Genomic DNA, 25,624 nt, shown 5'->3' with positions numbered 1-25,624 from the left:
AGTAATGATCTGGGGCTACCCGACAATCTGATGCCTGAAAACCTCCCTGATGATCCCGTTCTGCTTAAGCAACTGCTTGTGCAGATGCTGGGTGAGCGTCAGGCGGACAAGGGTCAGATCGTCGATTTGAAAGAGCAGGTCAAGTTGCTCCGCGACCGTTTATTCGGACGTAAGTCCGAGCAAACCATTAACCCGCAGACGCCGCAACTTGCGCTCTTCAACGAGCCTGAAAGCGTGGTGACTCCGGTCGCCGTAGAGTCTGACGAAGAAGTTGTAGCACCGGCCAAACGCCGTGGCAAAAGCAAGCCGCTGCCAGCCGATTTGCCTCGTGTTGAAGTGATACACGAACTTACTGAGCACGAACTGACCTGTGCATGCGGTTGCGCAAAACACATCATTGGTGAAGAAACCAGCGAACAGCTGGAGATCGTACCGATGCAAATTCGCGTGATTAAGCACATCCGCAAAGTGTACGGTTGCCGTAGCTGTGAAACGGCTCCGGTCACTGCTGACAAACCCGCCCAGTTGATCGAAAAGAGCATGGCCAGTCCGAGCGTGCTGGCGATGCTGTTAACTACCAAGTATGTCGATGGTCTCCCGTTGCATCGCTTTGAAACGGTGTTGAGCCGGCACGGCGTGGACATTGCGCGTCAGACGTTAGCGCGCTGGGTGATCCAGTGCGGCGAACACTTGCAGCCGTTGCTCAACTTGATGCGAGACCGGTTACTCGAAAGCCCGATCATCCATTGCGATGAAACGCGGGTGCAAGTGCTTAAGGAACCAGGTCGAGACCCTACGAACCAATCCTGGATGTGGGTACAAACTAGCGGCCCGCCGGATCGAAAAGTGGTGCTGTTTGATTACACGTCCAGCCGAGCGCAGGAGGTGCCGTTGCGCTTGCTTGAAGGTTATCTTGGTTATGTAATGACAGACGATTACGCAGGTTATAACGCCTTGGCGTTACAGCCCGGCGTAGAACGCTTGGCCTGCATGGCCCATGCACGACGCAAGTTTGTCGAAGCCCAAAAAGTGCAGCCCAAGGGCAAGACCGGACGTGCCGATATGGCGCTGGCGATGATTAATAAGCTGTACGGAATCGAGCGTGATCTTAAAGACGCAAGCGATGAGCAGCGTTTTATCGGCCGTCAGGAATCAAGCCTGCCGGTACTGGCTCAACTGAAAAGTTGGCTGGATAAAACGCAGCCACATGTCACGCCGCAGAGCGTGTTGGGCCGTGCTGTTAATTACTTGGCCAGCAACTGGAGCCGTCTTGAGCGCTACGTGGAAGCTGGCTTTTTACCTATCGATAACAACGCGGCTGAAAGAGCCATAAAGCCGTTTGTTATTGGCCGAAAAAATTGGATGTTCAGCGACACACCTAACGGGGCAAACGCGAGTGCTCAGATCTACAGTCTGGTCGAAACCGCCAAGGCTAACGGCCAAGAACCCTATACGTGGCTGCGCCACGTACTTGAACGCTTGCCACAGACAGCTTCGGTAGAAGACTACGAAGCACTGCTGCCGTGGAACTGCGCACCCAAATTGCCAGGGTAAACGAGCCGGCAATCTTGCGGTATGTGGGGTTCATGGATCGCATACAGCACGCTGGGACTGGCCATGCTCTTTTCAATCAACTGCGCGGGTTTATCAGCAGTGACTGGGGCCGTTCACAGCCACGGCAACCGTAGATTTACGGATGTGCTTAATCACCCGAATTTGCATCGGCACGATCTCTAGCTGTTCGCTGATTTCTTCGTCGATAACGTGTTTGGCATAACCACATGTACAAGTCAGTTCGTATTCTGGAAGCATCCGCACAAGCCGGACTCAAGTCTTCGGGGGACTCTTGCTGCCCGAAGCCTGACCCCCTTCAACTGCTCCCGCGTGAGCCTGCATATAAGGCATCGCTGAAAACGCCTTGGAGAACATAGGTTCCAGCAACGAACCACCCCGCGCATTAAGATGATTATCGTCTAAATACAGCGGCGCTCCACCCTTGCTGCCATAACAGACTTTGTCATCGCAGAGGTAGGGAAGGGGATCAAGAATATGCACGCCGCATTGGTCGTGGGCCTGATCTTGAATGCTCCAGACAAAAGCATTGCGTGCGTTATAGTCTTCGCGGCTTAGGGTGAAGTCGCGTGGATTGCCCAACAGCATTTCCCTGCCGATGGCATCCGTAACGTCGACCCTCATTTCGGGTATAGGCCGCATGAGGTACACCGGGCGGTTTTTCGCCATGGCACATGCACTCTCAACATAGAGTCGCCCAAACTCTTTCAGCGAGGCAGGAGTTGGATTATCAACAGGCATTGAGGCGTAGGCTTGTGGACTACGCTTCTGGGTTTGATCAATACCGTTGTATCCGAGCGGATAAATAGATGTCCGGTTGATCACAATCAGCGGCACATTACTCATTTCCGTTCCGAGCGTTTTGGTGAGTTGCTCCATCATGATGACGCACGGATCCTCTGGATCTTTGTTGGCGTGTTCTCTGACCGTCAAGCCGTCGACCGGTAAGCAAGCGGGAGCGGCTTGAAAGTAGATGCCTTCGTCAAGCGTGGCAAGTGCGTCTTGTGCGACTGTTACCAAGGTAGCGGCATGACTGTCGCCAATGATCATAACTTTGATCATATGGCCCCCATACACACAGGGAACCCCTCTAGCGAGGCATTCACCGTTGCGTGGATTATTGCCACTTTGGGCCTTTTCTATCATCTGGGTAATGTCTGCAGACAGGCGCTGTGATAAGCCGTTCTTAGTCACTACAAACTGAGCCACGCCCCCAGTCAATACCACTAGACCAACCAGCAGTGCCAAGGCGCGAGGCAGAGTCAGTTTCTGCAACCCTCTTCTTACTGGCTGTTCTACAACCCGATAAGAAAGCTCGCTCAGCATCAGCGCCAGCAGAATTGCAACGGCGATCCAGAGGGCATTGTCCTGCTGATAAAAATAGAATAATCCGGCCACCAATGGCCAGTGCCATAGGTATAAAGAATAAGAGCGCGTACCGAGCCATTCGGTGAACTGATTGTTACTCCACAGCGAACTCTCGCACTTGGCCGTCAGCACCATTACTGCACCTAGAGTTGGGATGAGTGCTAAATAGCCGGGCCATGCGTCGGAAGCCTCAATCAAAAAGGTTGAAGCTACAATCAGCAGCAGCCCACCAGCTTCCAACGCTTTGCGTGCAAGGGGGGACAGATTCAGATTTGACCCAAGCAGAAAGCAGAGACCGCCAAGCAACATTTCCCAAGCACGGGACTGCAAAAGATAAAAAGCTTTGTCCGGTACCGTGTTCGTCAGCGCTATACATGTAATAAAGGAGCAAGCTAGCACCATCACATGAGCTACGATCAGTGCCTTCTTGCTGGGAAACAGTTTCCAAACGATGGCCAGCATGAGGGGTAGAGCCAAATAAAACTGCCACTCGACCGACAATGACCACGTATGCAGTAGCCATTTACTATGGCTCGCACTGTCGAAATACCCCGACTCTCTCAGGTAACTTATATTTGACAGAAAGAATAAGGATTGGCGCGCATGTTTTGCGAGCATCTTGTATTCGTTGGGCGCTAGGAAAAACCAACCCAATGCCAGTAAAACGGCGGTAACGACAACCAGCGCCGGTAAAATGCGTTTCGCCCGCGACCAGTAAAAGGAAAGTATTGAAAAATTACCCTGCTGCAGTCCTTTGGTAATAATTCCTGTCATCAGAAAGCCTGAGATGACAAAGAAGACATCCACACCAGCAAAGCCGCCAACGATGCGGCCAACATTGAAGTGATACAGAACAACCGCAGTGACCGCTAAAGCGCGAAGTCCATTGATATCACGCCGAAATACTTGGCCTTTAGCACCAGAGATTCCAGTAGACGCAGTGCTCCTGATTTTCAGCCAAGTCTTGATAAATTCCATTTTTTTGTTGTGCTCATAAAATATGCGAACGTAGTGAGGTTTTAGTTAATAAACTGATAAAACGAAACTGTCAGAGGCTTTTGATTGAACTAGAGGTATTTGAGAAATCATTCAGGCTAGAGAGTGGCAGCGCTGATGATTCATATGCAGGTTATACACACTCGAACTTATTGATCTAAGTATCAACCATTGAAAAACGTCGAATATTGTATGCTGGCCAATTGATATTTGTCAAATGCAGCCTTTAGTTGTGACATTGGAGATGTTTAAAAGTACAGGCGATTATTGCGCAATTATCCCGTTCGTAATTCCTGGCCTTTATAGTTATGGCCCTGAAAGCCCCCGGCAGTTATTAACCGGAGAATGGCCCGAACATCCTGCACTGGTACGTTTTTTCTGACAGCGACGTGTCTTTCTTCAGGTATTCCTCACGCGCTTCGCGTTGATCGCTTAGTCCCTGAATGGGGCGGCGGTGTCTGCGCGATGCTGTTGGCTGCCCTCTGGCTAGGGCTGCATACGCTGAAACGGGTACGGTTTTTCGCGTTACCTTTGAGCCGGGTCTTGGTAGTCAGTTAAAGCCCTGCTGCGGTATCGGCGAATGCGGAATGTACTTTACCAACCCCGGTTCCTAATCGCGCGGGACGGACTTGGCGTCTGTGACAAAGCCCTTGGCGTGGTCTGCGTGGTTGCCTCGGAACACCAGCAGCGCCGAACAGTCATCCCCGATTGCGTCAATGCAACAACCGAACTAGCCCACCCACAATCATCTCCACTTCGTCATCATTAATAGTCAACGGCGGCAATAACCGAATCGTTTGACCTCGGGTGACATTGATCAACAACCCGTGCTCACGGGCGGCAATCAAGGTCAACTCCCTAAACGGCGTGGCGAGTTCGATGCCGATCATCAACCCTAACCCGCGTATCGCCAATACGTTCGGATGATCGTCCAGTTCGGCCCGCAAGGCGGCGAGCAGCCGTTCGCCTTGACGCTTCGCATTTTTCAACAGCCCTTGGTCTTCGATGATGTCCAGCACGGTACAGCCCACCCGACAGGCCAACGGGTTGCCACCAAACGTGCTGCCGTGGCTGCCGGGAGTGAACAGTTGTGCCACTTTTTCCCGGGCGAGGCAGGCGCCGATGGGGATGCCGTTGCCCAGCGCTTTGGCCAAGGTCAGCACATCTGGCACGATGCGCTCATGCTCAAAAGCAAACATCAGACCGGTTCGGCCGATGCCGGTCTGGATTTCATCAAGCACCAGTAACCAGCCACGACGGCTACAGAGGTCGCGAACTGCTTGCAAGTAACCCGCGGGCGCTACCTGCACACCGGCTTCACCTTGAATGGGCTCTATTAACACGGCGGTAATTCGGTCACCGTAGGCCTCGGCGATTTTCTCTAGCGCTGCGCTGTCGCCAAATTTGACCTTGATAAAATCCCCTGGCAGCGTTTGAAAACCCAAGCGCACAGCGGGTCCGTCGCTGGCCGACAGCGTGCCCAGCGTCCTGCCGTGAAACGCCTTGTCCATGACCACTATCAACGGTCGCTCAATGCCTTTTTGCCACCCGTGTAGCCGCGCCAGTTTCAGTGCGGTCTCATTGGCTTCAGCCCCTGAGTTGTTGAAAAACACCCGGTCCAGCCCGGACAGTCGCGTCAGTTTTTGCGCCAGGCGCTGCTGCCAGTCGATGGTGTACAGGTTAGAGGTGTGCAGCAGCAAGCCAGCCTGCTCGCTGATCGCGGCAACAATGCGTGGATGGGAGTGACCGACATTGGTTACCGCGACTCCAGCGACAGCGTCCAGGTATTCACGGTTCTCCTGATCCCACAAGCGAGTTCCCAAACCTCGGGTAAAGCTGATCGGCAAGGGTTGATAGGTGGTCATCAGGCACGGGGCGGTCATGATCTAGAGCTCCTTCTTTGTTGAGATATGCAGTATCGTTAACAACTTATGCTGGATAAACATCTGCCTATTTCAATCAATTTAAAGCTGAGCTTGATAATGGACCTGTTCCAGTCGATGACGGTGTATGTAAAAGTGGTGGAGGCGGGCAGTATGACTGCCGCCGCGCAGCAGTGCTCAATGTCCACCACCATGGTTGGTAATCACCTGCGCGCATTGGAGCAGCGCCTCGGGGTCAGCTTGCTCAAACGCAGCACCCGACGTCAAAGCCTCACCGAGTTTGGCAGTGCTTATTACCAACGCTGCCTCGAAGTGTTGGGATTAGTAGCCGACTCTGAACGCTTGGCTGAACAAGCGCAGGGCGTGCCCAGTGGGCTATTGCGGATTACCGCGCCGCCAGCCTTTGGCGTCGAGTGCTTGGCACCGGCGATGAGCGGGTTTGTACAGCGCTTTCCGGAGGTCAAGCTGGACGTGGAATTGAACAATCAGATCCTCGATCTTATTGATGGCGGGTTCGACGCGGCGATACGTTTGGGTACGCTGGAGCCGTCTGGTCTTATTGCCCGTCCTTTGCAGGATTACACCCTGACCATTTGCGCCTCGGCTGCTTATCTTCAGCGTCGAGGTACGCCGCTTAAACCGCGGGATCTAGAGGATCACGATTGCCTGGCATTCGCTTACCCTGCGGGCGATGAATGGCGTTCCGCTGCGAAGCAATGGAGCTTGAAAGGTGCGCAGGGCCAGGAGGTGGTTCCGGTTTCCGGGCCTATGGCGATCAACAGCACGCCAGGTTTGCGCCAAGCGGCGCTCGCCGGGATGGGCGTGGTGATGATGCCCGATATGCTGGTCAGGCAAGACCTGCGCGACGGCAGACTGGTGGCATTGTTGCAGGATTACCAATTGCCGCGGCGCCCAATGCACCTGGTGTACGCGCAGGACCGTTACCGTTTGCCGAAACTCAGGAGTTTTGTCGACTACGCCTTGGAACTATGGGGGCGAGAAGGTTAGCTCCCTGGAGCGGCCTTTTTACTCTGGAGGAAGGTTTTGTATCAGAGATGCAGCAGTGCGATGGAAAACGAAATGACGATTGTCCAGGCGATGGCAAGGTTAAGGTACATTTGTTTTTATCCGCACGATTAAATTGATCGCCATAGTCGGCGAGCAACGAGCAAATAAATAATTACCTTTAACGATTTAGATGATCACGCTAAATGATGACGGGCTGCGTACGGTTGTGTGCACCTTTCAGACTCTGCTTTAGCGCTCATCAACAGCAATGTTCAACGGTAGGTCAAGGACGAATGTTGCGCCTTTGCCCGGACCGTCGCTGTGGGCACTGAGGCGACCTTTCATTTCTATAGCGGCCAGGGCGCAGCTGTGCAAGCCAAAGCCATGGCCCTCTTTGCGTGTGGTAAATCCATGGGCGAAAATTCGCGTCATGTTTTCGGTAAGAATGCCTTCGCCTTCATCCCTTACGCTGATTCGCAAGATTGTGTTGCCGATGAATTTGACGCCGATGGTCATGTTCCTGGAGCGCTCATCCATGTTGCACATCGCATATTTAGCGTTACTGATCAGGTTGATCAAGATCAGCAAAAGGCGGTGTTTGTCGGCCATGATATCCGGAACATTGCTGAAGTCCTTGATCACCTTGACGCGGTGACGAGTCAACGCGCCTGAGTTCATACGCAGGGCGTCTTCTAGCAGATCGTTGATATTGAGGCTTTCGGCAAGGGTAGTGATACCCGCGTACGACTGCTGAGTCGAAACGATGTCCTTGATGTGATCAACGCTGCGGGTCAGTCGCGCCAACTCCTCGGTGATGCTCTGCTGCTCTGAGACCAAGGCTTGGTCTAATTGGTTGAGGTAATCAGGAAGCAGCTTCCCCTTAGGGTCGTGGCTGATGAAATCACCGAGGTCATGGGCGTGCTCGTTGATCAATTGCACCGCTTTGCCTAAGCCGATGGCCTTGCTGCTAGCCAGGGTACGAGTGACCAGTTCAGCTGAAATATTCACGCTGTTCAGCACGTTCCCGACGTTATGCAGCACGTTGGTGGCAATTTCAGCCATGCCAGCCTGGCGCGCGGTATCGAATAACTCGCTTTGGGTGTCTTTCAATTCCCGCGTACGCTCTTCCACTCGTTGCTCAAGACTTTCATTGGCTGTGTGCAAGGTGTTATTGATGCGGCGGTTGATCTCGGCGTAACTGCGCAAAAGACGAATTCCCAAATACAGCATCAAGACGAACATCAGTGCGGACAGAATCAACAAGCAGAGGTGATACAACCGATTAACTCCGATGGCTTGCTCCTGATAACCGTTGAGGAGGCTGTTTATGTCATCCAGGCGTGCCGCGACCGGAACTGCGCCGATACGCTCTACCAGATCATTGACCACTGGTTGTTCACGCAGGATCAACCGCACATGACTGAGCAGGATCTCCAGCGGTAAGTGCAGTTTGAGTGGTAAGCGTTCTTTGTCTATCTCCAGTCGGTTAAGTCCCACCTGAATATCGGCCGCTTTTTCGTCAGAAATTACCTGGGAAAACTCAAGACAATCGAGCAGCAAATCGTACATGTCCGTCAAGGTGGGTTGCAGCAGCGGCGCGCTCCTGTCCAGTTGCTGAAGTTGAAACTGGATGTCGTCCTCATCCAAGGGTAAGAAGGCTAACGAGTTGCGTAAAATCGCGTTATGCGATTTGAACTGCTCCACCAGTCGAGTTTTTTCAGTCATCGCGTCCACGTAAGCGTCACGTCCATCGCGCCAACTATTTACGGTATGACGTGGATAGCCCAACTCCATAAGGACGAACTGTCCCCAGAGTTGGTTTATGCCATTGAGCGGTTCGACCAGTGTGTCGTAGTTTTGATTAGCAGTAATTCGTGCTTCAAGAATTGCGGTTTCCCATTGCGCGTCCAGTTGCTTGATCTGGCTAATCAGATCCCGTGACTCAATATAGTTTGTGGTGTTGTCGGTACTGGATTTGACGTAGAGGAAAAGCAGAATCGATGCAAGGATCAGCGTCAAAGCGCCCAATAGCAGCGATATAAATCGGCGGGACAGCTTCATAAAGGTTTACCCGCCAACTCGCCGGTCAAGGTTTTCAGGAACTGAACAATCAGGCTTTTATCCAGCTCTGAGGGGGTACGCCCCACCTGATATCTGAACATCACCGCAACGGCCTCATCTAACGTTTTTGCTGATCCGTCGTGAAAGTAGGGAGCCGTCAGAGCCACGTTGCGTAGGCTGGGGACTTTAAAGACGTTACGGTCAGCTTCATCTTTAGTTACTGAATACCGCCCCAGATCGACCTCCGTTGGATGGCCCCTGTTGCTGATGTAATCGCCCAGCACGCCAAATTTCTGGTACATATTGCCGCCAATATTGACGCCTTGATGGCAGGCGATGCAGCCGTATTGCTTGAAGCGTTGGTAACCGTATTTTTCTTCCTGAGTCAGGATGTCCGTCTCACCCTTCAAATAACGATCAAAGCGCGAATTAGGGGTTAGCAGTGTTCGTTCATAGGTGGCTAAAGCGTTTTGTACGTTGGCGGCAGTAAGTCCGTCCGGATATGCGCGGCTAAACGCTGAGCTGTAATCAGGGTTGTGGGAAAGGGTATGGATAACGGCCTCCCATGTGTTTCCCATCGCCACGGGACTTCGAATGAACTCGTCAACCTGCGCCTCCAGAGAGTCGGCGCGACCATTCCAGAATTGCCTGAAATTGAGGCTCGCATTCAATACCGTCGGCGTATTGATGCCCATCGGTTTGCCATCCAAGCCAATAGAAAACGGTACGTCGTCGGCGCCACCTCTTTTCAGCTGATGGCAACTGGCGCAGGCCATGGAGTTGTTCCCCGATAGACGCTTTTCGTTGAACAGCTGACGACCCAACTCGACCCGAGCAGGGTTGTGCACCTGCACATCCGGCAAAGGCTTCAGCGGTTCATCAAGCTGTGCTGAAATTGCTGGAAGATAAGGACTGAGCAGCAGCGCCAGAAACGCAATAAAGCGCAAGGTTGATTTATTGTTAATTAGTGAGTTGATGTGGACGGCCCTTGAAACTCCGCTTCCATCTTTCCTGCGCTCAATATTTTGGCAAAAGCCACAGGTTCTATGGCGCGGCTGAAAAAATAACCTTGGCCCTCTTCGCAATTATGCGCCCGAAGGAAATCCAGCTGTGCCTGGGTCTCGATACCTTCAGCGATGATATTGAGCTTTAGGCTTTCACCCAGGCTGATGATTGCATCAACCAATGCCTCGTCATTGCTGTCGGTTCCCAGCGCTCGAATAAATGACTGATCGATTTTCAGAACATCAATGGGAAATCTGCGCAGGTAGCTCAAGCTGGAATAACCGGTGCCAAAATCGTCGATGGCCAGACGAATGCCCATTTCCTTGATTGCCAACAGTACCAAGATGGTCGAGTCGGCGTTCTGCATTAGCACGCCTTCGGTGATCTCTAACTCTAATTGAGCAGGGCCCAATCCGGTTTCTGCAAGTACGCTGCGGATGCTTTCGAGAAACCCTTTTTGGCGAAACTCAGTGGCAGAGATGTTTACGGATATACGAATTGTCGGCAGTCCGTCGGCTTCCCAGGCACAAGCTTGGCGGCAGGCTTCACGCAATACCCATTTACTCAGCGGTACTATCAATCCAGTGTCTTCGGCCACCGGAATGAATTCAGACGGAAACACCCAGCCGTGGTCGGGTTTCAACCAGCGAATCAACGCTTCGGCGCCTACTATCTTTCCAGTTTTCAGATTGAGTTTGGGTTGGTAATGGAGCACGAACTCATCACGCTCCAGCCCCAGTCGAATGCCCGACTCGATGGATTGGTGTTCTCGTGCGCGCTCATTCAAGTTGTCAGCAAAAAAGCAGAAGTTATCCGGCCCTATGATTTTGACGTTACGCATGGCGTTTTCAGCTTTTTTGATTAGCTCGATAGGCTCTACGCCATCGTTTGGAAAAATACTGATCCCAAGGCTCGCGGTCACCGTCAGATCGTGGCCGGCGATGTAATGCGGCACTCGCAAAGCCGCCAACAGCTTCTCGGCGATGCCGGTGGTTTGATGGGGGTGATGAATGTCGGCCAATATCACCACGAACTCATCGGAGCCGTACCGAAATACCGCGTCAGATTGGCGCACTGTATTGACCAGACAGTGGGCTACCTGTTTAAGCATTTCATCACCGGTGGGATAGCCGAGGGCGTTGTTGATTCGCTCGAATCTATCCAAGCCAATAAAAAATATAGCCAATTGCAAATCGTGCCGTTTAGATAAAGCGATGGCTAAGGCCAATTGACCTGCCAGCAACGTGCTGTTTGGCAGCTCCGTCAGCACATCGTACTGAAACAGGTGTGAAACTTTCATCGCTTCCTGTACCCGTTCAGCGATGGTTTGCTCCAGCCCAAGCATTTTCGCCGCGACTTCCTCTGCCAGCTGCCATTTGACCGTTAGCGCGCTGGCCATCTGGCGAATAGCCAAAGTGTCGAAGGGTTTTTTCAGGATTAACAATTGATCGCCGAATTCAAGACGCTCGGTCATGGCTTCCAATGAGTGATCAGAAAAAGCGGTACACAGCGCTACTTGCAGCTTCGGATCAACCTTCCACAACCGCTCGATGGTTTCCAGGCCATCCCAGCCGGGTGGCATGCGCATGTCGATAAAGGCCAGGGAATAAGGTCGACCTTCAGCTAAAGCGCTTTCGACCATGGCTAGTGCTTCTTCGCCTTGATAAGCAGAATCGAGCTCAAAGAGCTTACGTGACGGTTTCACCGTACCAAACAATGCAGCTTCGGCTGACGCCAGAGATTGCTCGCTGTCGAGTTCGGGGCAAAGGATTTTTCGGAAATCCTGATGTATCGACAGGGTGTCATCGATGATCAAAATACGTCGGTTATAGGCGACAGGAGCAGTCTTCATCGCGGACTCCGAGAGACGGGGCGATAAATCGAAAATGCGTCATCGATGGTCGAACCTAAAGTGCACGCGTACGCTTGGATTTGAGCGTACATGGGCCGTTTGTGTTCAGATAAAAGACAACATACGGATACCCCTTGATGCTGCTCGAAGGCAACGCCATACATATCAAACTGCTCCGCGAGCATAGTCCTGCCTGAAGCGCTACGCTGGAAAACTTTACTCAACACGCCAGCAGTTGGTTACAAATGTCGCTGCCCCAATCAAAAGTTGAAGGGCACATGGGTTAGAGCCGGTTTGCGCTACGAGTTCCACTCAATAAGTGTAAAAAAAGTACTGAGCTGAATTGTTTTTATGCCAAACGTTAAGTAATGACGCTAATTGTCCGATTATTCGTTCAAAAACAACATGACCGGTGGTTCATGCATTAAAAAGTCCCGGTGTGAAATATTCCAGGCGTAGGCCCCAGCCAATGGAAATACGAGAAGATCGTTGATAGCCAGGTGGGCTACCAACTGCTGTCTGGCCAGCACATCCTTCGGGGTGCATAGCTGACCCACCACTGTCACGGGCTCGTTGGTTAGCTGCGCCGGCTGCAAACTACGTAATACGACGAACGGGTGGTCGTGGTTTTGGGCTGCCGGTGTCCGAAAGTGGTGAGTGCCGCCCCGACCTACGGCGAAGTAGTGGCCGTGGTTGCGTTTAATGTCCAACACTTGCATTAGGTAATAGCCGCAAGCCGCGCTGATGAATCGACCTATTTCAAAGCGTATTTGCGTAGTGGCCATGTTTTCTTCGACGATAAGTGTATCGAGACCTTTACAAAATAACGGCCAATCGAAAGAACAATTAGGATTTTGATAGTTGATGCCCATGCCGCCACCAACATTAATCAGTGGCAGATGTAACCGTTGGTCGGTGCACAGTTGGCGGAAGGTTTTGAAATAGCTGCGAAGCAATTCCAAGTGGGCGTTTACATCAAGTTGATGAGACAGTAAGTGGAAATGCAGTCCTTGCAACTCTAACCATGGCTCGTCACGCAATAAAACCAGCGCCTTTTCCAACGCATCATCATCCAGGCCAAACGGTGTCGGTTTGCCGCCCATCACCAGCCGACCCTCCGGGGCGTGCGCAAGTGTGAGGTTCAACCGCAGTAAAATCGGTGCTTTACGACCAACGCGAGCCGCCACCTTCGCCAAGCTGCGCAACTCGTTTAGGCTTTCGACATGGAACGCTGAAATCTGATAACCCATGGCCATTTCCAGTTCGCTCTCGAGCTTGCCGGGGCCGCCGAAAATTAGCGGCTGGCCAGGACACTGCTCGTGCAACCAACGAAGTTCTCCCCCGGACGCAGCTTCGAAACCGTCTACCAGTGGCGCCAGGGTTTGCAGAATGGGTGCCTCAGGGTTGGCTTTTGCCGCATAGAACAGTTCGCAATTGGCAGGCATTGTTTTGCGCATTTGCCGAACGTGTTGCTCAAGGGCCATCAGGTCGTAGACGTAAGCACACAGTGGTGACTGTTGTTGCTCGCGCAGTTGGCGGATGGCCGTGGTGACACGTGCAGGCAGGGTCATGCGATGGCCTTCATTGTGATGTTGACCAGCGGGTTGGGTAAGGCGGTATAACCGGCCTCTCGGTCAGCGCGCATCATCAGGCGGGTCATGAAGTTTTCCTTACTGGGCAGTGGCGCTCCGGCACACAAATCACTTAGTTGCGAAGGGTTATCGAGCAGCGCTGTTTGCGCGTGCAAGAGGGTGGCGATGTGCGACCACAGTCGGCTTTCCAATACCGAATCGGTACAGGCCAGATGAAAAATAGCCTCACCCAAATTGTTCACCAGCGCGCAATACGCCACCCGCTGCCAGGCCTTGTTCTGGTCGTAGTACAGCGAGGCCCGAGTTCGCTCGTTCAGTTCGCTAAGGCGTTCAATGGGCCAGTGACTCGCAACGAGCTTGGTGCCCTCCAGATCGCGAATCCAAACGCGGCAAGGCAGGCCATCGTTGTCGAAACCAATGACTGTGTTTTGCAAGTGTGGCTCCAGCACCACACCCAGTCGAAACAAGCACTGCATGACGCCGCCGAGCAATTGCCGAGCGTAACCGTCCAACCAGCGCAGCGTTGCGTCTGCCTGGTTGATGCCGAGCTGTTTGGCGCACTGCTCAACCAAGCGCTGGCAGACACTGCGACCTTGCAAATCCCAAGTGAACAGCGCCATGGCGACTTGTGGTTGGTAGCGTGCGCGGGTGGCTTCACTAAGGTTTTGCCGGTACAGAATGCCGAAGCATTCAGTCACTTCCCGGGCCTGTTCAAGCGTGCCGAAGGCGCTCAGGTCGAGGGTGCTGGCGGCGGGCTCCGGCATCAGCAAAAAGTCCGGCATTGTATGGGCGAGTTCGGCCATGACGGGGGCCAGCAGTCGGGTCAAGGCCACCGCGCTGTCCAGTTCATACCAGGCGTTTTTACGCACGCAATTGGTCAGGCGCACGTGCATCGAAAACTTGAGGAAATACGCCAGCTCCGGGTGGTAAAGAGTGCGCACCGACGAAGTAGGGTAGAGCGCCATCCCCAGCGGACCCAAGTATTCCAGTAGCCCCTTTTGTTGCACACGCTGGACCAGCGGGTCGACGAGGATACGTTCGACTTCCCAGGGATGGCACGGGTAAAGATCGTCTCGTCCACCACACAGGTGTTGCAGGGTGCTGCGCGGGTCGTCGCCTTGATGCTGGATCAGTGCCGGGTCCACGCGAAACCAATGCAGTTCAAAGCAGGCGCCCACTTCCGGCGAACACGCCAACAGGGCTGCTCGCGAAATACCTTCGCGGCTCTTCGGGGTAGGGTGCAGGGCGTGGCCCCATATCTGGTGTTGTTCGGAGTTCAACAGACTGTCTTTCGGTCTCGGCGAGTCATGCGTGGCGTGCCGAAGGAAGGTGCGGGTGATTTGCAGGCTGTTATCGACCTGTTGCAGCATTTCGCCTACCCGTTCTGGCTTGCTTAATGGCACGCACAGTAGCCGCGCCAGTTCAGTAGCGGTCAAGGGACGCCAACTTTGAGCGCTGCCCTTGAAATAGGGCGCGCTGACGAAATGGCAGCGGCCCAATGCACTGGTACGGTCGACCCGTACTGCGAGACGTCCGCTCGGCAAGCGGATGCTGATGCATTGGCCATTATGCTGTCGCAGGCTCATCGGCAGGTCTTGAGTGCGGTCATCAAGGCTCGCTTCGTTACGTGGCAAGGCGTATTCGCGCAGGTAACAGTTGAGTAGGCATTCAATGGCATGGCGTTCAGCCTCACCATCGAGTGCGTATTCATGCAATGAAGCATTCTTCAGAGCAAGGGTCATGCTGGCATCTCCCGCGAGGTCATAAGTAGAGGACGGGCCACGGCCATCGCAGCGACCGCGGCCAGGCAAGCAACGAGGAAGGGTGATTCAATGCCGCAGGTCTGACTGACCAGCCCGGCAGTGCCGCCTGCGGCAGTTCCGGCCCATTTTCCGCTGGCGTCAAACCAGCCGAACATACGACCGGCGCTGCCGTGGCGACTGCGCAGGCTCAGGCAGCGATGCAAACCGACGAAGCTCAACAGCATGCCGACGCCGCTGAGTAGCCGCAGGGCGAACAACGGTTCAGGCTGAGTGCTCCAGAATTGCAGGGCATTGCTGACAGCAAGCAGGCCCAGCCCAGGCAGCAGCAGGTTGGCGGTATGCCGCTGGACCCACGGCAGGGCAAACAGATAAACCAGATGCGGCAGGCTGTAGAGCAAACCGATTACCGCATCGTTGCCAATGCCCAACGCTTCGCCGTATGGGACGAAATAGGGAAACGTCACCACCATGGCGAAACTGAAAAGGAACTGCACCGTTAGCAGGCGCGGCAGGTCGGTTGGCAATTGACTCAGAGAATCCGCAGCGTTCGCTGCGCGCATTGTTTGGCGGGGGGTATCGGCCGGCAGAGGCAAGATCATCACAAACGCCAACAGCGGTAGCCAAGCCAAATACCGGTATAACTCCAAGCCCAATCCTTGGGCCGTCAACAGGCCTAATAGAATAGGGCCGCTGATCATCGCCAAACGGGCCGAGTACTGCGTCCAGTTGAGGGCACGCGACAGGTCGCCGTCTTTAAACTGGGTCGACAGGTACGCATTCGAGGCGGCCATCGCCCCACCAAAGGTGCCTTGAATCATCAGTGCCAGCACGAACATGGGAAGGTTGGTGCTGAACCCCGCTAATAAAAAGCCTGCAAACAAACCGGCATGGGCCCGCAACAGCGACAGCCGACAACCACGTCGATCCGCCCAGCGCCCCCAAAGCGGCGCGGCCAACGCCGTACACAAGGTGGGAAGTACAAACAACACGCCAATGCTCCACCCCGGCGCGTTAGGCGCCAGATCGGCAAGGATACGAGGCAAGTACAGGGGAATTCCAAGGGCGGTAAACGCCGACAGGTAATGGCCGAGCAGGACACTGGCAATTAATCTGCGGCGCATAAACTTCCCTCCAGTAAGAAGTTTGCTGCGCTGTAACCGTAAAACTTGTTGATGTCTTGGGCGCCGGAGTGAGCTTTGCTAAACAAACTGCCAGCACTCAGCAGGTATTTCACCGGCAGCGTAGGGCTGTCCAGCAAGCAGCGTCGAGCCTGCGAGCAATCGGTGCCTCCATCTTCCAGTTGTTCAAAGCAGCTCAGCAGGCGCAGACGTAACGGGAGGTAGAGCGCTTCGCGTGGCGCCAGGCCTGCGCCAATGATCGCTTCGAGCACGGCAACAATGTTCAACTGCAACGTGATGGTGCAGAACATCTCGGCCAGCGCCTGCGGATCGTTGACACAAATGCGCTCGTCGAGCAATTGCAAAGGGCGTTGCGCAAGATCCGGGCACGCGGCTGCAAAGCGTTGGGGCCAGAGGCGAGCGGCGTCGTTGTCTTTCATTAGCAGGCGTAGCGGGCGTCCGGTTTCGAAAATCAGTACGGCATTTTGTTGATTGGCCTCCAGGGCAATCCCGTAACCCAGCCATAGGCGCAAGTGCACCTGTAACAGCAGGTCGAGATAGTCGTCGAGCCAATGCTGCATTGAACCTGCGTAGAAGCGTTCAATCAGCGGTTCAACAAACAGTCGGCCGTCTGCCAGTGGACTGGCCAATGCGGCGACCGGCACCAAGGTAGTGGTCCCCAGTTGTGCGGGGTAGTGACGGGCGATGTACGCCAGATGACGGCTTTCGTCGGCATGGCCGCCATGTTCTTCGTCGACGTGCAAGTAGCGTTTGCCCAGTTGTGGATCCCGCTGCGCCAACGCCTGCAGGGTGATCTGGAACCAATAACCGTCGTACAGCGTGCTGGGCTTGATCAAGCGCAGATTGCGCGCACCCAGTGTGGTGACCAATAACGGTAACTTGAGATGCCAGTGGGGGTGCTCGACGCACATCACGGTGCGTACCGACAGCGTGGGCTCGACCTCCATGGCACTGCGCGGTGCCTTTATCGTGCCCTCGGGAAGCCCGTATTGTTCCAGCGCTTGCCACGTCATTGGGTGCACCGGCATCAAGTGGTGGCTCAGACTCAGGCTTTGCTTGAGGCCCAAGTCGACAAAACTGGGCCAGTGCGTGGGCGGGGCACTGCTGATTGTCATGGCGACTTTAGGCACCGCTAGCCAGTTCAGCGAGAAGCGCGGTGCAAATTCGGGTGCATAGCGTTCAAGTGCTGCGCGGTCAAAGCCAGTCTTTGCCCGTGCGGTGGGGTAAAAGGGGTGGTCCAGGTAGCTTGCCAACTGATCGATCCCGATCAACCGTTGTGCCCAAGAGGAATGGTCAAGAATGGCCTCCAGCGCGGGGGCATGTTCTTGATAAGCGACTTGGCACAGGCGGCGATGCTGCACGGCGCAATCCGCTTCTTCTTTATAGGCTGCAAACAACTCAAGACTGTCAGCGTCCAGCCCGTTGCCCAAGTGCTCGAGCCAGCGTCGATAGCCTTGCTCGATAAATGTCTGCCCGTCCTGCCGGCAAATCCATGCAGGGCTGGAGGTGCTCCAGGCTTGTAAAGGCGCGAAGGGGTGAACCGGTAGCCACAATTCAGCTGCGCCCAAATGGGTGATACGCAACCAGTGCTCATCAATGAAGTTGGGCCACGCTCCCCTCAGTTCAGGGGGCAGGTTTTGAACTCGACCTTGGCTCAGTAGCCCGCGAATGTTTTCCCGCAGGCAGCAGTCAATGATGCGTTGGCTGATGGCCGCCTGATCAGCGTCGAGGGGTAAAGTGTTCATGCCATCACCCAGCGCAGGTCATCCAGCGTGGTGGCTAAGCGGGCGTTGAGGCTGGTAGCGTCCGGCGAAATCATGCGCAGAACACCCAGGTAATCCTTATTTGAATGGCTGAGCTGAATCTCGTCGCCCACTTCCCGCAAGGCCCGGTAATCGCGCCAGTGGCTGTCTTGCAGATCACTGAAGCTGGCGGATGCCTGCTGCAGGCGCCCGGGTGTGTCGGCGACCACATAGTGAACAAGTGCTTGGGCGTGAACCGGCTCGGCGTCGAGCAGTTTCTCGCCGAGGTGAACACCAAGAATGCGCTCGAACCAACCTTGTGGCAGCAAGCGGTCGAGAAGGAATTCGCGGCCATCACCAATGCTGCGGTAATTGATTTCTACCAGCATGGGCCCGTCGGCAGTGAGGATGAATTCGCTGTGGCACACGCCAAATTGGATGCCGAAGGCAGATACCTGCGCCAGCGCATTGGCTCGATAAGCTTTGCTCAGTGGACCATTCCAGCGTGCGGATAACTCGACGAAATGCGGTGGAGGCGAAAGGGTGACATCAAAACCGCCAATGGCCTGAAATCGCTGCTGATCACCGAGGGTTTCGAGGGTAAACAGCGGGCCTTGCATGTAGGCCTCCAGCAACAATGCTCGACCGGGTTGTTGTTCCCAGAATCGGCCGCAGTAATCCTTAAGTTCTTGGGCGCTGTTGCACAAGCGGACGTCCAGGCTGGCCACTCCCTGAGTGGGTTTTACTACCAGCGGAAAGGGTGCATCGGCGGGAACCACGCTGCCTGCCGTCAGCACGTGAAACCAAGGGCCGGGCAAGCCCAGGTCACGCATACGTTCACGCATGACGGCTTTGTTTTTTGCCGCATAGCAGAGCCGCCAGTCTTTGCCCGGCACCTTGAATGTTTCGGCTACCAAGGCAGTAGCGGTCTGTAAATGATCGCTATTAGAGAAGACGGCCACCGGGCGTAGGCCGTGAGCATTTATCAGCTCGATCACCGCCAGCGGATTAAACACGTCGCATTCGAGAATCTGCAGATCCTGCGCTGGCGTGTCGCACGCGGCCAGCACCCGCCTATGTTCTTGGGCGTGGTCGCTGATCAACACTACCGGTAAGCCGCGCTTACGGGCCGCCGACAAGAAACCTTCGGTGATCGCGGTATGAGGGACATGGCTGAGAATGACGAGTGGAAATTGCATGATCGTAAGATTCCTGGGAGCAGCAGTCGCCCGTCCCAAGGAATTGGGCGACTGGTTTACAGGGGCGCGGCTGCGCGGTTAGAAGCGGTAATTGGCGCCAAGGGTGAGGGCGCGCTCCGGGGCTGGCTGGCGACCCCACGGGCTGGTGTCGATGCCGCGGAAGTAGTACTCGCGGTTGAACAGGTTGCTGATGCCGGCTGATGCGGTCAGTACGCTTTTGTCATCCAGCTTGAATTCGCGTTCCAGCGCAGTGTTGAACACCACGTAGGACGGAAGTCTACCGACCGAGGCGGAGGCATTTTCAGCGACGCTGTTGGCGGCGTCGGTGAAGGCACTGCTGACATAGAGGCCGTCCAGGCTGTAGGTCCAATGCTCGGCGAAGCGGTAGCGCGCTTCGGCATTGAATTGATTTTTCGAGGCAAACGGTACTTCGTTGCCTTTGTTGTCGCCCGTGCGCTGCTTGGCATCCAAGTACGCATAGCTCGCATGCAGGTCCAGGTTGGGCGTCGCAGCAGGGGTCCAGAACAACTCGGTTTCAATCCCTTGGTGACGGGTGCTGCCGAGGTTCACGTAGCGATCGGTGGTGGCGTTGTATTCGATCTGGTCATCGAAATCGATACGGTACAGGCCCACATCAACCCGTAGCCCTTTCCATGGGGTGTAGCGCACCCCGGTTTCGTAATTCCAGGCAATCTCCGCACCCACGGCCCCTTCTTTAATAATCTGCGTGACTTGCGGCGGACGCAGTGAGCGCTGGGCATTGGCGTACACGTACCAATCGTCGTTCGCCTGAAAACCCACGGTCAGCCCTGGTAACCATTGTTCGGCCAAATTACTGTGGGTTGATCCGGTCACGCTGTCGCTGTAGTTCATTCGCGCATTTTCGTAGCGAATTCCGGGAGTAATAGTCAGACGACGGTCGAACAGGCTGATGGCGTTGCTCAAGTAAGCAGCTTTGGCTTCGTCGTCGAATTTCCAATCACGGAACACACTGGTCACGCCCGTATTGAGGGCCTGACGGTCTACCCGATAGTCGATATCTTCGCTGACATAACGGGCGCCCAACAACCAGGTTTGCCCGACATTATCGCCATCAATGGTCATGCTCAAGCGCGGTTCGCTGCCCCAGACCCTGAAGTCCCTCGGGCCATCTTGCTTGGTCGCCGCCGTGCCATCCGGGGTGAACGGCAAGCCGACGACAAAATTGCGGTAACTGTTGTGGGCAAAGTTGGTCCAGCTGAACTGCACGGAATCGAATGGGCCCATCGCGCCCAGTTGCTGAGTGTAAGTCCCCCAGACCCGGTCGGTGTCGCCTTCGAAACGGTCCAGCGGGCGAGTCGATTGACGCGAATCGTCTTTGTAGTCCTTGACGCTCAAGGCGCCGGCAAGGTCTATGTCAGCTTTGTAGTGTTGAACACCGAAACTGAAGTCGTGATCGTCATCGATGTTCCATTGCCCCCGCAGTCGATAGTTCTGAATGTCGGTGTCTGAATGTTCGCGGCCGTACTCGCCGTTAATGGTGTTGAGGTCCAGTTGCAGACCAAAGTTATCGGTCAGATAACCGCCGGTGCCCAGGTAGGTATCGAACAGTTGATGCCCACCCGCTGAAAACGTGGTGCGCTCGGAGATCGTGGTGTGCATCTCGCGGGGAATCGGTGCGCTGACGAAGTTGATCACTCCACCGACGTTATTTGGACCGTACTGCACGGCCGCGCCGCCGCGCACGATGTCTACCCTATCGATGGTTGCAAGGGTCATGGGAAACAGTGATAAGCCGGTCTGGCCATAGGGCGCCAAGGCCAATGGGATGCCATCGGACAGGGCTTGAATACGTCCACTGCGGCTTTCGTACAAGCCGCGTACGGAAATTTGCGGCAGGGCCCCGGTGCCGGTTTCATCGAAAACCTTAATGCCCGGTACTCGCTGCAAGGCATCGTCGATGCCGCGCACGCTACCTTTTCTCAGATCGGCGGCGTCTATTACGCTTCGGCTGCCGGAATACGTGCGCACTTCAGGATCGCTTGCAGTGCCGAGTACATCACCCTTAATCGTAATGGGGGCCAAGGAAACCTGAGCATTTTGCTCGTCTGCCAGAGCGATTTGGCCGACGCTCAAGGAAATAAGGCTGAAGGGAAACGCAAACAGACAGATTGTTGTTTTCATTGGGGCTAGGTTCAGGCTCAGTTAGAGGATTTAAGGCTGCCCAGACGTGCTTTCAGGGCGTTATTCAGCAAGCCGCGGTCTTCGCCAGCTAGAAAGCTGCGGATTCCCCGGTCGCGCCAAAAGGCGTGTTGTTCGGGTGTGCGTGGGTTTGCGCAGAAAGGGACGTTAGCGGCGGCGCAGGCATCGGCCATCGCCTGAAGCGCCAGCCAGACATCGGGGTGCGAAGGCTCAGGGCCCAAGCGCAAATCCAGGGCTAGATCAAGCGCACCTTCCAACACCATGCCAACGCCGGGCAGTGCGAGAATCTCAGGCAACGCCCGAAGCCCGGCAGCTGACTCGATCATCGGTACGATTGGGCTTTGCTGGTTGGCAAGGTCTATGTAATCGGATAAAGGCACGCGCCCGAAACCGGTGATACGGCCACCGCTGATACCGCGCTTCCCCCGTGGCGGGAAATACGCAGCGGCGACTGCGCGGGCCACGTCGGCGGCGCTTTCAACTCGGGGCAGCACAATGGCTTCGACGCCCGCATCCAGCGCACGGCCGATCAATTGGGTGTCGATGGCCGGAATGCGCAGCCACGCCGAAATGCCTGCGGACTCACAGGCCCGCAAGCAATGCATCAGATCTTCTTCGCTGCGCAGCAGGTGTTCCATATCAAGAATGACGAAGTTATAGCCTGCAAAACCGATCATTTCGCACAGAAGTGGAGAAGGTACGGAGTTAAGTAATCCGTAGACGTTTTCGCCGTGTTTTAGACGGGAAAAAACAGATGATGTTCGGATCACTGATTTCATTCCATGGCACTAACAAGACGCCAATGGTAATCATTATCATTAAGATGTAAAGTTTTTATTTCAGCCAAGTAGCTCTGGAAAAGGGTTTCTAGTGAGTCTGATCCGGTATAACGGGGCGAATCGCCCCAAATCGGCTCACCCTATTTGTAACCGAGGTGCTTAGAGTAGAGGCCGCCTCTTAAGCTCGTCACAAGCCGCCCCCCAGCAGTTTCAAATACACCGGATTATCGGAGAGGGTGTTGTGACCGCTGTCCGGAATTACCCGCAGGGTGGCAACACCGGGTTTGAAGTGAGCAAAAAGCGCGTCAGTGCTGGACCGGGGAATAATTCGGTCATCCTGCGCCGCGATAAACAACGTTGGAACGCTGATCAAAGGGGCATAGCGCCACGACTCAAAGGTGTCTCGCAACAGCCATTTTACTGGGAACAGCGGCATTCTTTTGATCGCGATTTGCAGCAAGCTGTCATAGGGGGTGATCAACACCAAGCGCGCGGCGGGTCTTTTGCTGGCCAGGTGAATCGCGACCCCGGAGCCCAAACTTCTGCCCACCACCGTAACCTGGGTATGTTCTTTGTAAACGGTATCAAACAACGCCTCGGCGTCGGCAGTGATAGCCGCTTCAGAAGGCGAACCCGTACTGCCGCCAAAGCTTCGGTAGTGCATCAGATACAGGGCTTGATCGGGGAACGCTTGCGAAAACGGCAGCAAACTGAGCGAAACGTCCTCGGCATTACCGCCAAAATAAATCATCGCATTGGGACCACTATGAGCTCGGATAGACACCTTTATAGTGGCGTCTGGTCGCGGCAAATCTAATACAGTAGAGACGCTGCCCATCGCACGCGGTTGCGGGAAATAAATAAGTGAACGCTGAAACGCTAACAGCAGACCACACGCCAACAGGTAAAGAACGGCGACTACCATTAGCACAAGCACCAATGTGCGCAACGTTCGAGCGATCATGGGCATACGCGAAAAACCTTCTGATGGCATAAGTACCTTGAGGGTAGTCGAGTGGAGAGGTCTTAGTTGTGCGGATTGGCCATGGTCTATTGCTGTCGGTAACCGAAAACAAGATGCTCGATGTGTAAGAAGTAAGTTAGCGTTGTGCCTGACCGGTTCGTATCGGATAACCGCAACCTTTCAGGAAGCCACCCATGACCGCCGTAACCGCAAAAGAAGCCGTTGGCGACCTCTACGATATCGATTCCATGAAGCACGCTCAGCGAATGACATGGCGGGCAATTGAACAAATGGGCGTGTTGATCAAACCCGGTATGCGCGAATCCGAAGCGCGAGAATTAGGCAAAAAAATCCTCACTGATCTGGGTACGCAGCGCATCTGGCACCCGCTGTTGATTCGTTTTGGTGCCAATACCTTGAAGACCTTCAAGCAAGCGTCCGAGGGTGATCCGGTATTGGGTGAAGACGACATTTTTTTCGTCGACATGGGAGCGGTCTGGCAAGGCCACGAAGGGGATGCCGGCATGACCTTTACCACCGGCAACGACCCAGAAATGGCAACTTGTGCGGCAGCGGCAAAAACCTTGTTTACGCGTGTTGAGCACTATTGGAAGGCTCACAAAACGCCAGGCCAGGCCCTCTACACATTTGCCCAAGAACAGGCAGTTGAGATGGGCTGGGAATTGAACTTGAACATCAAGGGGCATCGCGTCAGTGACTTTCCCCACGCCATCTACCGGGGCGGAAATCTTGGCGACTTTGAGACCACGCCCGGAGCAGGGCTGTGGATTCTGGAAATCCAGATTGCCCATCCAAGCAAACCCTATGGCGCCTTTTTCGAAGATTTGCTGATATAACGCCGCACATTCAGATTAACGCCGCGCAATGGTGGGATCACCACCATTCAATGTCAGTGATCCGCTTTGTTTCAACCATATCCACCCCTCGAACGCGCTAAATCTCCATCCGTCTACCTTATTTCAAATTCAATGAATCTTTGCCACGTCTGTGGCTCCGTTGTACATGCGCAGGCCAAAGACGGTCTGACTGGAGGCGCCGAAAAGGCCCCCGCCTTTGCATTGGAGTTGCTATGAATACTTTTCGCACTACTGCCTTACACAGCGTCTCGCCGCTTTATTCTGCCCATGAGAACGACGACATAAAACGGCTTTACGATCAACTGATGCAAACGCCCGGCGGGGAAGTTATCAGTGACGCCCGGGAATTTTTGCATCGTCAGTTGGCGCTGGTGGGTGAGCAGCCCTGCGATCTTCCTGAGAATCCATCCACCTTGGAAACCTGGGTCGAATCCAAGGCATCTCAAGTGGGTGAACTGTACGCGCGTTACCTTAAAGCACGGCAAAACGGCGGCAATCGCCGCTACTTCACTAACAAGGCGCATGCGCTATATTTCCTGCAATGCGTTGCGCCGAGCAAGGCCGTGGATGGCGCTTGGCTGTACGGAGTGCTGCGGCATTGGGACGATTATCGTTTTGACGGCTTGGTTCGCACGTATCTCGAAGAATTGGGCGACGGTGACCCCGCGCAGAACCATGTAGTTCTCTACCGCAAGTTGCTCGCCGAACACGGCTGTGAGGCCTCAATCGATTTGCAGAATCAGCACTATCTTCAGGGCGCGTTGCAGCTTGCACTGGGTTATAACGTTCGGCACTTTTTGCCAGAGGTGATCGGCTTCAATCTCGGCTATGAACAGTTACCGTTGCACCTGCTGATTACCGCCTATGAACTCAGCGAGCTGGGCATTGATCCTTATTACTTCACGCTGCACGTAACCATCGACAACGCCAGTTCCGGCCATGCACGCAGGGCTGCGCATTCAGTCCTGGAATTGATGCCGGTGGACAGCAGTCCTGCCGATTTTTACCGACGAGTTGCGTTGGGCTATCGGCTTAACAACCTAGGGCTAGATACACTTTCAGTGATTGAATCCTTCGACCTTGAGCACGAGGTGATTCAGGTGTTGGAGCGCAAACGCAGCTTTGGTCAGCACATGCATTCCGACTACTGCAAATTCGAAGGTCAGACGGTTAACCAATGGTTGCAGGTACCCGGAAAAATCCCCGAGTTCTTGGCAGCGTTGCAAAACAAAGGCTGGATCAAGCGTGACCAAGACCCGGAGCTCAGCCGGTTTTGGCAATTGATCGATGGTCCCGGGGCGTCAATGTTCGGGGTGTTCAGTCCCTATGAAAAACAACTTCTGCGCGATTGGATTGCAGGCAGTTGGTGCCCTGCGCAGACTCAGTCTCGCGCACGGGTGCTGCCCGGCAGGGCTCGCTCTGGTTTCAATCCCAGTGAAGCGTCACCCCCTCACCAAATGTCCACCAGCCTTCCCGATAAAACGGTCGACGCCGATATGGATCGCTTACGCACCGAACTGCAACGCGTCAGTCAGCGGCATCAAATTTTGTACCTCATCGAGCGTATGGCACCGGGGCGGCATTCGACCCCTGCGGGGCTGCTAGCTACCCGGCTGTTCGCCGAATTTATCGGGCAATAAGG

General features: G+C 54.6%; 17 protein-coding genes and 1 pseudogene. 4 read left to right on the top strand and 14 right to left on the bottom strand.

Translation table 11 applies throughout. The features are described 5' to 3' along the window. Positions 1 to 30: 30 nt before the first annotated feature. Entirely contained in the window at positions 31 to 1,554 is a 1,524-nt protein-coding gene (gene tnpC / locus RGW60_RS10090) for an IS66 family transposase (RefSeq protein ID WP_322204305.1), read from the top strand. A 44-nt stretch (positions 1,555 to 1,598) separates the two neighbouring features. On the opposite strand, the pseudogene RGW60_RS10085 reads toward tnpC, so the two are convergent. The 3 genes and pseudogenes from RGW60_RS10085 to RGW60_RS10075 form a co-directional block, all read right to left on the bottom strand. Beyond that, positions 1,599 to 1,812, bottom strand: a pseudogene (locus RGW60_RS10085) (IS66 family transposase zinc-finger binding domain-containing protein); the annotation flags it as partial. Between the two features lie 15 nt (positions 1,813 to 1,827). Further along, positions 1,828 to 3,918, bottom strand: coding sequence for an acyltransferase family protein (locus RGW60_RS10080; RefSeq protein WP_407074092.1), 2,091 nt, complete (start codon positions 3,916 to 3,918; stop codon positions 1,828 to 1,830). A gap of 731 nt (positions 3,919 to 4,649) precedes the next feature. After that, positions 4,650 to 5,819: an aspartate aminotransferase family protein gene (locus RGW60_RS10075; protein WP_322204303.1), complete on the bottom strand. Its 1,170-nt coding sequence runs from the start codon at positions 5,817 to 5,819 to the stop codon at positions 4,650 to 4,652. Positions 5,820 to 5,918: 99 nt separating this feature from the next. Between RGW60_RS10075 and RGW60_RS10070 the strand changes: the two genes are divergently transcribed. After that, positions 5,919 to 6,827, top strand: coding sequence for a LysR family transcriptional regulator (locus RGW60_RS10070; protein ID WP_322206889.1), 909 nt, complete (start codon positions 5,919 to 5,921; stop codon positions 6,825 to 6,827). A gap of 249 nt (positions 6,828 to 7,076) precedes the next feature. Here RGW60_RS10070 and RGW60_RS10065 read toward each other — a convergent pair whose 3' ends face one another. From RGW60_RS10065 to RGW60_RS10015, 11 genes are all read right to left on the bottom strand, one after another. Beyond that, positions 7,077 to 8,888 carry a DAHL domain-containing protein gene (locus tag RGW60_RS10065; RefSeq protein ID WP_322204302.1) on the bottom strand — a complete coding sequence of 604 codons (1,812 nt, stop codon included), beginning with the start codon at positions 8,886 to 8,888 and terminating at the stop codon, positions 7,077 to 7,079. Continuing rightward, positions 8,885 to 9,835: a cytochrome-c peroxidase gene (locus RGW60_RS10060; RefSeq protein ID WP_322204301.1), complete on the bottom strand. Its 951-nt coding sequence runs from the start codon at positions 9,833 to 9,835 to the stop codon at positions 8,885 to 8,887. The genes RGW60_RS10065 and RGW60_RS10060 overlap by 4 nt, the downstream gene beginning before the upstream one ends. A 17-nt stretch (positions 9,836 to 9,852) precedes the next feature. Then, a complete protein-coding gene (locus RGW60_RS10055; protein WP_322204299.1) occupies positions 9,853 to 11,745 on the bottom strand; it encodes a putative bifunctional diguanylate cyclase/phosphodiesterase in 1,893 nt (630 codons plus the stop codon). A 386-nt stretch (positions 11,746 to 12,131) separates the two neighbouring features. Then, the gene (locus RGW60_RS10050; protein ID WP_322204298.1) at positions 12,132 to 13,316 is read right to left on the bottom strand and encodes a type III PLP-dependent enzyme; all 1,185 of its coding nucleotides are present in this window, start codon (positions 13,314 to 13,316) and stop codon (positions 12,132 to 12,134) included. Next, positions 13,313 to 15,079, bottom strand: coding sequence for an IucA/IucC family protein (locus RGW60_RS10045; protein ID WP_322204297.1), 1,767 nt, complete (start codon positions 15,077 to 15,079; stop codon positions 13,313 to 13,315). The genes RGW60_RS10050 and RGW60_RS10045 overlap by 4 nt, the downstream gene beginning before the upstream one ends. Then, on the bottom strand, positions 15,076 to 16,221 hold the full coding sequence (locus tag RGW60_RS10040) for an MFS transporter (RefSeq protein ID WP_322204296.1): 1,146 nt from the start codon (positions 16,219 to 16,221) through the stop codon (positions 15,076 to 15,078). Before RGW60_RS10040 ends, RGW60_RS10045 begins: the two co-directional genes overlap by 4 nt. Continuing rightward, positions 16,206 to 17,984, bottom strand: coding sequence for an IucA/IucC family protein (locus tag RGW60_RS10035; RefSeq protein WP_322204294.1), 1,779 nt, complete (start codon positions 17,982 to 17,984; stop codon positions 16,206 to 16,208). Before RGW60_RS10035 ends, RGW60_RS10040 begins: the two co-directional genes overlap by 16 nt. Continuing rightward, positions 17,981 to 19,180, bottom strand: coding sequence for a siderophore biosynthesis protein PvsA (locus RGW60_RS10030; RefSeq protein ID WP_322204293.1), 1,200 nt, complete (start codon positions 19,178 to 19,180; stop codon positions 17,981 to 17,983). Before RGW60_RS10030 ends, RGW60_RS10035 begins: the two co-directional genes overlap by 4 nt. Before the next feature lie 78 nt (positions 19,181 to 19,258). Next, the gene (locus RGW60_RS10025) at positions 19,259 to 21,343 is read right to left on the bottom strand and encodes a TonB-dependent siderophore receptor (RefSeq protein ID WP_322204292.1); all 2,085 of its coding nucleotides are present in this window, start codon (positions 21,341 to 21,343) and stop codon (positions 19,259 to 19,261) included. Between the two features lie 17 nt (positions 21,344 to 21,360). Next, a complete protein-coding gene (locus RGW60_RS10020) occupies positions 21,361 to 22,131 on the bottom strand; it encodes an HpcH/HpaI aldolase family protein (RefSeq protein ID WP_322204291.1) in 771 nt (256 codons plus the stop codon). A gap of 196 nt (positions 22,132 to 22,327) precedes the next feature. Beyond that, a complete protein-coding gene (locus RGW60_RS10015) occupies positions 22,328 to 23,110 on the bottom strand; it encodes a hypothetical protein (RefSeq protein WP_322204290.1) in 783 nt (260 codons plus the stop codon). 188 nt (positions 23,111 to 23,298) lie between these two features. Here RGW60_RS10015 and RGW60_RS10010 point away from each other — a divergent pair, with 188 nt between their 5' ends. Together RGW60_RS10010 and RGW60_RS10005 are read left to right on the top strand one after the other, a co-directional pair. Next, positions 23,299 to 23,961, top strand: a complete 663-nt coding sequence (locus RGW60_RS10010; protein ID WP_322204288.1) for a M24 family metallopeptidase — start codon at positions 23,299 to 23,301, stop codon at positions 23,959 to 23,961. Positions 23,962 to 24,287: 326 nt separating this feature from the next. Next, positions 24,288 to 25,622 (top strand): iron-containing redox enzyme family protein, encoded by a 1,335-nt coding sequence (locus RGW60_RS10005; protein WP_322206888.1) that lies wholly within the window; start codon positions 24,288 to 24,290, stop codon positions 25,620 to 25,622. Positions 25,623 to 25,624 lie beyond the last annotated feature (2 nt).

The organism is Pseudomonas sp. AB6 (assembly GCF_034314105.1).
Classification (GTDB): domain Bacteria; phylum Pseudomonadota; class Gammaproteobacteria; order Pseudomonadales; family Pseudomonadaceae; genus Aquipseudomonas.
Note: the sequence above shows the minus strand (reverse complement) of the source record. Positions and strands in the feature narration are given on the sequence as shown.